At 38.6% G+C, this 9,624-nt stretch carries 6 protein-coding genes; 2 read left to right on the forward strand and 4 right to left on the reverse strand.

The genetic code is table 11. The annotated features are described in order from the left end of the window. Positions 1–281: 281 nt before the first annotated feature. The 4 genes from HLX49_RS09280 to HLX49_RS09295 form a co-directional block, all read right to left on the reverse strand. Complete coding sequence (locus HLX49_RS09280) at positions 282–1,325, reverse strand: ribonucleotide-diphosphate reductase subunit beta (protein ID WP_296361460.1); 1,044 nt, start codon at positions 1,323–1,325, stop codon at positions 282–284. Continuing rightward, the gene (locus HLX49_RS09285; protein ID WP_077706802.1) at positions 1,270–1,752 is read right to left on the reverse strand and encodes a flavodoxin; all 483 of its coding nucleotides are present in this window, start codon (positions 1,750–1,752) and stop codon (positions 1,270–1,272) included. The genes HLX49_RS09280 and HLX49_RS09285 overlap by 56 nt, the downstream gene beginning before the upstream one ends. Next, on the reverse strand, positions 1,737–3,968 hold the full coding sequence (locus HLX49_RS09290) for a ribonucleoside-diphosphate reductase subunit alpha (RefSeq protein WP_077702269.1): 2,232 nt from the start codon (positions 3,966–3,968) through the stop codon (positions 1,737–1,739). Before HLX49_RS09290 ends, HLX49_RS09285 begins: the two co-directional genes overlap by 16 nt. A gap of 984 nt (positions 3,969–4,952) precedes the next feature. Next, a complete protein-coding gene (locus HLX49_RS09295) occupies positions 4,953–5,588 on the reverse strand; it encodes a DUF421 domain-containing protein (protein ID WP_077702268.1) in 636 nt (211 codons plus the stop codon). Positions 5,589–5,763: 175 nt separating this feature from the next. Between HLX49_RS09295 and HLX49_RS09300 the strand changes: the two genes are divergently transcribed. After that, on the forward strand, positions 5,764–8,115 hold the full coding sequence (locus tag HLX49_RS09300; protein WP_296361464.1) for an FdhF/YdeP family oxidoreductase: 2,352 nt from the start codon (positions 5,764–5,766) through the stop codon (positions 8,113–8,115). Positions 8,116–8,239: 124 nt separating this feature from the next. Continuing rightward, positions 8,240–9,043 (forward strand): formate dehydrogenase accessory sulfurtransferase FdhD, encoded by an 804-nt coding sequence (fdhD, locus tag HLX49_RS09305; RefSeq protein ID WP_077702266.1) that lies wholly within the window; start codon positions 8,240–8,242, stop codon positions 9,041–9,043. Positions 9,044–9,624: the final 581 nt, after the last annotated feature.

Genomic DNA, 9,624 nt, shown 5'->3' on the forward strand with positions numbered 1-9,624 from the left:
CTACTTTTATCATAAACGTTTCCGTTACGTGAATGTAAAGGGTTTTTATACTATAGAAAACGTCATGGCTCACATTCTTTTAGAACAACAAACTAAATAGAGGTAGGAATGAACCGATAGATAGGCAGCAAGAACTTTTCAAAGGAAAAGTGAGCCGAGAGAGTTCATGCAACTTTCTAATCGGTTATATACAAAAAAACAAAAACACAGGCAGTTAAAAAGAGAAGGTCTCCACCTCTTAAGTGCCTGTGCTTGTACTCCTGCCTATTTAGTTACCATGCTTATAAATCATCAAAACCATTCAAATCACTTGTTTTCGTATATTGTCTAGATTTCTGTTCAAAAAAATCTGTTTTCGTGCCATCAAAGTTATCTACGTAGGCGCGAATCCACTTCATCGGATTTTCGGTATAATCTGGATATATATCATGTAATCCCATCATACGAAGCATTTTGTTTGCACGATATTTAATGTATCCAGCCATTTCGTCAAGGTCAATTCCTTCTACACTGCCAAGCACGTACTTGGACCATTCAATTTCCAATTCAACCGATTCTTGAAAATGATCGTATACCCATTGAATAAATGTATCCTTATTATATTCTGGATTTTCGGCAAGCGTAGCACGAAATAGTTCAGATATGAAGCGACCGTGCTCAAGCTCATCGCGATTAATATAACTAATCATGGTTGACGTGCCGACCATTTTATTATGGCGTGCCAAATTATAGAAAAACGCAAACCCAGAATAGAAGAACATACCTTCTAAAAGAGCTGTATATACTAATGTCTTTAAAATATTTTCGATTGTCGGCTCTTCCACAAAAGCGTTATACTGCTTCGTTAAATTCTCGTTTCGCTTCAACAAAACTGCATCCGTTCTTCCGAGTTGAAAAGACTTATTCTGCTCATCTAACGAGACAACGGAAGACAACACGTAAGAATAGCTTTCATTATGCACTGCTTCCTGCTGTGCAATGACTGCCATAATGGATTGCACAGATGGATCTGTTGCGTACAAAGAAATGAGTAAAGCCGTTCGTGTTTGCGGTGCATCTAACGTAGATAGCAAACCAATAATTTTTAAATACGCGTCCTGTTCTTCTGCTGTCAATGAAGGGAATTGCTTAATATCACTTTGCATATTCACTTCATCTGCTTGCCAATAATTTCCTACTAACCGTTTATACATTTTATACCAGTGTGGATAAGCAATATCATTCCAATTTAAGATACCACTGGATTGTCCTCCAAATACACCTGTGGACTTATTTGGATTTAATGGTTCTAACGTCTTTGCTTTTTCCAGCATGATTTTTGCCATGGTCTAATACTCCTTCCACCCAGTCCTTTACAAATTGTTCTTGCTTGCCTCTTGGAGACTGTTCTATCTTCAGTCCGCGCCAAGGGCTATGATAAAATTTGACCAACTTATCAACAGCACGACAAAATAAATCATCGCCTCCAAATTGTGTATCACCTGTACCAAATATAGCGACATTATCCGGTTTATACCCAACTTCTAGAATAAAGTCTTTCACTTCATCGGGTGTGCTTCCCCGATCCCAAGTAAATGTACCTAAGAAGATAATATCGTACACAGCGGGATCAACAGGCGGATCAATACCAATACGATGAACCGCCGTCTCCACTCCTTTTATTTGTAAGTTTTCTTGGATAAGTGTTGCAACTTCTTGGGTATTACCGCTGTAGGTCAAGTAAGCGATTAGCGTCCTCAACTTTGACACCATTCACATTCTTCTACTTCATTGGAAGTAGAGCGTACATAATACGTTGTTTTTAATCCTTCCTGCCATGCTTGCAAATGTAAATCGAGCAAAATAGATGCTCGAATCGTATTTGGTACATAGAAGTTAAAGGAGAGACTTTGATCAATATGCTTCTGTCTAGCAGCGTTTTGCTTCACAGACCAGCGTTGATCTACAATGTATGCAGAGCGACGATATACATCATATGTCTTGTGCGTTAAGTCTGGTGCTGTAACTGGAATTTTAAAGTCTTTCTTTTCTTCGTAATAAAATGTTTTAAAAATCGGATCAATACTAGCTGTAGACCCAGCGATCATTGCTGTTGTTGAGTTCGGTGCCACTGCCATTAAATAACCGTTTCGAATACCGTGCTGTTTAACGTCTTCTTTTAAAGTAAGCCAATCTGTTTTGACATAGCCTTTTTGCTCAAAGTATTCACCTGAACTCCACTTACTACCTGCAAATGCCGGGTAACTGCCTTTTTCTTTACTTAATTCCATACTTGCCTGAATGGTAAGAAAAGCAATACGTTCATACAATTCGTCTGCATAGTCCACCGCTTCTTCCGTTTCCCACTTCATATTGTTACGAGCTAGCAGATGATGCCAGCCAAACGTTCCTAATCCAATAGCTCGGTACTTTTTATTCGTTAGTTGAGCTTGCATAATTGGCAATGTGTTAATATCAATAACGTTATCTAGCATGCGTACTTGAATTTTAATTAACCGATCTAGAATTTCATCTGGAACAGCTTTTCCAAGGTTGATCGAACTTAAATTACAGACGACATAATCCCCAGATTTATATTTCTTTACAATGGTATTTTCGTTTTCCAAAAATTCTTCTACAAATTCAGAAGGCGATTGATTTTGCGTAATTTCCGTACAAAGGTTAGAGCAATAAATCAATCCTTGGTGACTATTACTATTTTGTCGATTCACTTCATCACGATAAAACATAAATGGTGTACCCGATTCTAATTGTGATTTCATAACTCGCTTCATAATATCAATCGCTGGAATTTCACGTTTTGACAATTGTTCGGAGTTTACGCACTCCATATATTTTTGTCGAAAAGTTCCATTCCCTTTTTCCTCGTCATAGAAATCTTCTAATGAATACCCCATCACTTGTCGCACTTCATGGGGGTCAAATAGGTACCAATTACCACGTTTTTCTACTTGTTCCATAAATAAATCAGGTAAGGTGACACCTGTGAAAATATCGTGTGCCCGCATACGCTCATCACCATTATTTAATTTCAAGTCAAGAAACGCCTCTATATCACGGTGCCAAACATCTAAATAAACAGCAATTGCACCTTTTCTCGTTCCTAATTGATCGACATTTACCGCTGTATTATTCAATTGTTTAATCCATGGTACAACACCACTTGACATCCCTTTAAATCCTTTAATGGAACTTCCACGGCTACGGATTTTCCCCATATAAACACCGATTCCACCACCATTTTTAGACAACTTAGCAATATCGGTATTGCTATCGTAAATGGATTGAAGGCTATCATCGACGGTATCAATAAAACAACTAGATAGTTGACCATGCGTTTTTCCAGCATTAGCAAGGGTCGGTGTTGCGACTGTCATATATAAGTTACTTAGTGCCCAATAAGCTTCTAACACATGCTCTGTCCGCTTTGCTTTATCTTCATATTGCATAAGCGTCATGGCAATAACCATCCAACGTTCCTGCGGTAGCTCAAACACCTTTTTATCGTGATCTGTTGCTAAATAACGTGTCGCTAATGTATGAAGCCCTAAGTAGGTGAAGTACAAGTCCCTTGCAGGATCGATTTGTTCGGCAAAGTAATCAATTTCCGCTTTTGAATACTTTTCTAACAGATTATTTTCGTAAATATTTTCATCCGTCAGCATGGTAATTAATTCATAAAAATCACCATATTTACCATCATCGTAATGGCGATTGTGGCGGGCTTGATGGTAAAGCTGCTGTAAATAAATTCGGCTCGCTACATAGGTCCAATCAGGAGCAGATTCATCAATATTCTCCAATGCGATTTGAACAAGAATATCTAAAGCTTTGTCGATCGGAGTATCTTCCTGAATCGTTTTAAATGCCTTTTCCTTATAAGCTTTCGTTTCAACAGCTAGCCCCTGTTGCGCAAGATCAATGATTTCTACAAGTCTATCTCTTGTAGTAGCGATGTCGATGATCATTTATAATCCTCCCTCAATATAATTAAACCCTTTAAAGGGCTATAATATATGGCTACTATTTACGAACAGTAAATAGGCATTAGAAAACTCGGCGATTACGCCAAGCTTGTCTTTTATATGTTCATTTAAAACTCCTTATGTACTTTACAATACTAGAGATTGATTCATCATGCTATCGTACACTCAAACGTCTTAATTTTCTAATAATAATAGCCTTAACTCAAAACAAAACACAATATATAGTAGTTATAAAGGTTATTTATTACGATATATTGTGTTTACAAGCTTAGCATATTAAATAGCATATTGCAATCTATTACTGCTAAATAAAATCTTGTACATCTTCTTAAAGGCTGTATAATCCGCGTAAAAAAAAATAGAAAAAGCTAAATTTTATTTTACAAATTTGCAAGGAAATAATGCGTTAATAGATGAATAATAGAAAGTGCATCTTCTATCAGTAGAATTTTTCTATCAATGCCACTGATGATGAATAGCCTAAAGATATGCTCTTACGAAAAGGAGTATCTTGGTGCCATATATCATCATATAAGGACTTTTTCCATGACCTATTTTCGTTTCTCCAAAAACACACAAATTATATTATATACTTTTTTAACACGAAATAAAATGGTTTGTTATTAAAGTTATTAAAACTTAACGTATCGCCAACATACTGCTGAAAAAAAGCTGTTTTTTCACTCTATAAAGTAAACTTCAATCACCGACGGCGTTCCCCCAAATGGATTACTCGTAACCGGGTAGGGGCTTCTCTTAAGAGCTAGGTCATTGAGATGCTCTTGTCTCCCATTACATGCAATGGAAGATGAACAAAATGCTATCCTTTCCTATTATGTAAGAAAATACTTGTTACTTTGTTCTCTGCAAACCATCTTGGGGCATATTGTGAAATCGAATGCTTATTATCGATCTGAACTTATAAAGACTATTCCCTATGAAGCGTTATTTTAACCACTATCTCTTTTAATCAAATTGATGAGGAGGAGTTGTATTACTGTCATGCCCTTTATCCGCTACTTCTTGAAATAAATTGGAAGGGGATTGAAACTTTTCACCAGCCCCACTCCCCAGCGTTCTGCTTTGCGCTAACAAATGATGTTGGACGTTTTTTATCTCTGTATAAAGTTGTTGTATATCTCCTTTTGTGGCTGGTTGTGCTTCCGGCTTTAGCGCATACCCAATTTGTCCGTTTGCTTCTAACGTTGCCCATTCCACATCTTCTATTCGCGATATATTTTTCTGTCGTAAATTCATTTCTAGCTGATCTGTTGTTAGACGTAATTTTTTTAGTTGGTCATATTGAATGACACCATTGTGAATGAGGACTTTTGATTTCCCTGTTATAATCCCTTCAAAGGAATCAGATTTAATTTGTGCGAACTCCATGACAATTAATGTCAATACAAGAACGGTACCTACACCGAGTGTTGTCCATATATTTTTGCCAGCTAATGGCTGAATCAATAAAGAACCTATGCCAATCATAATAACCGTTTGCGCCAATGTCATTTGGGATATTGATTTTCTACCAGCAAGCCTTAGCAGTAAGGTTCCCCCAATGATAATAAGCACAGCTTTCCAAACCCATGACCATTCCATCTGCTTTACCTCCATTTTAGTTTCTATGATTAGTGTTTAGAAAAAGAGAAATTTTATGCGCAATGCTACCACTTTCAGTGAAAAAATAGATAGCTAAATTGAATTGTATTGTATCCGCTTTCATGGTAGGATGAAACCAAGTAAAATCAACTGTAGATTATTGGAGGGGGAAATAATGGGGAAAACAAAGCACACTGGCCCAATTAAGTTGTCCAAAAAGCCTGATCCATCGCTTTGGGTAAGCAAGGTTCCATTTGGTTTAGGAAAAGTAAAACCGCATCATATTCGCGACACAATAAAGGTTGCTTGGGAAAATAAAGACAGACTTCCTTATGCCACTCGTATCCTTACACAAGGAGTATGCGACGGTTGCGCACTTGGCGTACAAGGACTCAAGGATCAGACGTTAACTGGACCACATCTTTGCACGACACGTCTAAACGTTCTTCGTTTAAATACGATGCCAGCTATAAACAAAGCTATCTTGCATGCTGATATAGATGAATTGCGAAAAATGAACAGCACAGAACTACGTCAGCTCGGTCGCATCCCTTATCCGCTTATTCGCAAGCCATATGATCAAAAGTTTCAACGTATTTCCTGGAACGAAGCACTAGACTATATTGCTAAAAAAATGCGTGCCCTTCATCCAAAACAGCTTTCCTTTTACTCCACCTCACGTGGCATTACGAATGAAACCTATTATGTACTCGGAAAAGTCGCTCGGTTTCTTGGAACGAATAATATTGATAATGCATCTAGAATATGCCACTCGCCATCTAAAACAGCATTGACTCGTTCTGTAGGGGTTGGCGCCTCAACTTGCAATTATAAAGATTGGATCGGTACAGATGTTCTACTATTTTGGGGTTCTGTTGCAGCAAATAACCAACCCGTTTCTACTAAATATATGTATGCCGCTAAAAAGCAAGGAACAAAGATCATTGTTATCAACCCTTACCACGAACCATCCATGGACGAATATTGGATCCCTTCTATTGGAGAGTCCGCTTTATTTGGAACGAAAATAGCTGATGATGTTTACCAAGTAAATATTGGTGGTGATATTGCCTTTATGCACGGCATTATGAAGCATTGGTTTGAAATGGAGAATGAAAAGCCAGGATCAGCGTTGGACCATGCATTTATTCAGGCACATGTCAATGGTTTGGACGCTTTACAAAGAAAGGTAGAAGCTCATACGTGGGAACAATTAGAGCAATCGTCCGGCATCTCTAAACAAAGAATGATAGAATTAGCGTCGCTCCTAGCAAATTCAAAATCAGCTGTGTTTGTCTGGTCTATGGGTCTGACCCAACATCGTTTTGGAACCGATAACATCTCACAAGTTGCCAATCTAGCTTTGTTACGCGGGTTTCTTGGACGTGAACATTGCGGCTTAATGCCTATAAGAGGACATTCTGGTGTGCAAGGCTCTGGTGAAATGGGAGCAGACCCCTTCTCTTTACCAGGAGGAAGCATGAATGATGAGCAACGGGAACGTGTAGAAAAAGTATGGAATTTTGATATTCCCACTTGGCAAGGAGACATTGTCGGCGAATCTCTAGAGCACGCTCACTTACCAGAGGAACATGAACGAAAATTAAAGCTCTACTATATGTCGGGAGGGAATTTTCTTGAAACAATGCCAAATCCTGATTATATTCAATCATGCTTAGAACAAGTTGAACTTCGAGTGCATCAAGATATTATCTTCAATACGTCTACACTTGTAGATGCAAAGGAAGCAGTCATCGTTTTGCCAGCGATGACACGCTATGAGCAACCTGGAGGTGGGACGTCTACCTCTACGGAAAGAATGGTCTATTTCTCCCCAGAAATTAAGGGTCCACGTATAGAAGAGGCTCGTTCTGAATGGGAGGTTTATGTGGATGTAGCAAAGCGAGTAAGACCTGAAGCAAAAGACATTATTCATTTTAAAGATGCACGTGCGATCCGTGAAGAAATTGCCAAAGCCGCCCCAAACTATGATGGCATACAGCATTTAAATGAAAAAGGCGATCTTTTCCAATGGGGAGGAGCTTGGCTCTGTGAAGATGGCGTTTGCCCGACTACAGATGGCAAGGGGAATCTTATCGCGATGGATATTCCAGAATTAAGAAAGCCAGAAGGGCATTTTTACGTTACGACTCGTCGAGGAAAACAATTCAACTCGATGATTTATAGTGAAACGGATCCGTTTAACAATGCACACCGTGATGATATTTTAGTGAGTAAACAAGATGCAGACACACTTGATATTCAAGATGGAGAAAACGTAGTCGTTTATAACCAGCACGGTTTATATGCTGGCCGCGCTAAATTCGCCCCTGTCAAAACGGGCAATCTAGAAGTACATTGGCCAGAAGGGAATGTCCTTATTCCAAAAGGCATTTACGAACAATATGCAGGTATCCCTGAATATAATACAGCAGTCATTTTAGAAAAAGCAGTTACGTATTATGCACAAAAAGATGTGAAGTACGCAGAGAAGCGCGTAGAAGAACTGGAAATAGATAGTCATTAGAAAGGATATGGCTTGTCGCCAATAACAAAACCCTTGTTTCATCGCCATAAAGATTTGGCATTGCAAGTCTTTATAAGAAGCGGGAATCTTACCGTATATTCGGAATGATAAAAAGGGGGATTATATGTCTGATAATTTAGCGGATTGGGAAATTATTCGTTTTCATGACGGAGCAGCTACAAAAGAGTTAACATCCGTGGCGGAGGAATATCCGATCACGATTATGATTAACGGTGAAGAATTCGCTACCATGGTTTGCTCTCCAGAACACGTCGAAGAACTGATCGTCGGCTTTCTTGCTTCAGAAGGAGTGATTTTGCAATATCATGCCATCCAACGTATGAATGTAGATGTAAAAACAGGATTTGCTTACTTGGAAATCAACAAACTTCCTGATATGTATCAATTCGATCATTCCAAACGTATTATTGGCTCTTGTTGCGGGAAAAGTCGGCAATTTTATTTTAAGAATGATGTGAAAACAGCCAAAACGATGATGTCCAACCTACGCATCTCTTGTAAGCAATGTTTACAACTTATGGAACAATTACAACAAGCTTCCATGCAGTTTCATCAAACAGGTGGCGTGCATAATGCAGCTTTAGCTTCTGTTAATGGTGTCGAACTCGTTCGTACAGACATTGGTCGCCATAATGCGCTTGATAAGTTGTACGGTCATATGTTAATGAACCATTTGAACATAAACGATAAAGTTATAGTATTCAGTGGGCGCATCTCTTCTGAGGTATTGTTAAAAATTTCCAAAATGCGTGTGAGTATTCTTATATCTAAGTCCGCTCCTACTAAACTTGCTTTACAGTTAGCCGAAGACTTAGGGATTACAGTCATTGGCTTTGCTAGAAAAGGGTCTATGAATGTGTATACACACAGTAGCCGCGTAGAAGAAATCGTCTACGCTCAGAAGTAACAAGTAATATGACACGCGTTATCGAATACATGAATGACGTATGCAAAGACAAAAAGCTCGAGCGCCCGTTTAGGTGCAAAGCATTAACTAAGATCAAGGAATTATGCCACTAAAACAGGGGGAATCGACGTCGGGCGGCAAGCCCGTTTATCGTCGGCCTTCCTTTTAGCGACTAACCGATGATGACTTAGCTTAGGGCAATGAAGTGAAGGCGCCTCCATGCTGAAACGTCTCTATTCCGTTATTCACTTATCCCTAAGCATCTAATTTTATACTTTTGTACACTAGCGTTGCATAAAAAGTAATGCTTCAAGTCAAGCGTTAATTTTCCATTTGAGACATAGGTAACAGAATTTTCTGATATATGTTATTTGTACACAATGAAAAAAAGACAACAGGTATGAGAGGTAGCCCTTCATCCATTTTTTGAATAGTATATACTTTTAAACGAATAGATCGTATGTTAAATCATCTAAGTGTAACACGTCTCCTGTCTCATATTGTGCTAGGGTCTCTGCAAAAATTCGCTCATTGTCCCACCTTCGTCGTCCACTGGACTCTCGCTCTGGTTCTTTACGTAC

The sequence above is a fragment of the Virgibacillus sp. genome (assembly GCF_013393565.1).
Taxonomy (GTDB): Bacteria; Bacillota; Bacilli; order Bacillales; family Amphibacillaceae; genus Virgibacillus; species Virgibacillus dokdonensis.

Excerpts from the sequence above, each read along its gene's own strand:
- HLX49_RS09285 (WP_077706802.1), bottom strand. The coding sequence starts at position 1,752 with ATGGTGTCAAAGTTGAGGACGCTAATCGCTTACTTGACCTACAGCGGT.
- HLX49_RS09280 (WP_296361460.1), bottom strand. The coding sequence starts at position 1,325 with ATGGCAAAAATCATGCTGGAAAAAGCAAAGACGTTAGAACCATTAAAT.
- HLX49_RS09300 (WP_296361464.1), top strand. The coding sequence starts at position 5,764 with ATGGGGAAAACAAAGCACACTGGCCCAATTAAGTTGTCCAAAAAGCCT.
- HLX49_RS09290 (WP_077702269.1), bottom strand. The coding sequence starts at position 3,968 with ATGATCATCGACATCGCTACTACAAGAGATAGACTTGTAGAAATCATT.
- fdhD (WP_077702266.1), top strand. The coding sequence starts at position 8,240 with ATGTCTGATAATTTAGCGGATTGGGAAATTATTCGTTTTCATGACGGA.
- HLX49_RS09295 (WP_077702268.1), bottom strand. The coding sequence starts at position 5,588 with ATGGAATGGTCATGGGTTTGGAAAGCTGTGCTTATTATCATTGGGGGA.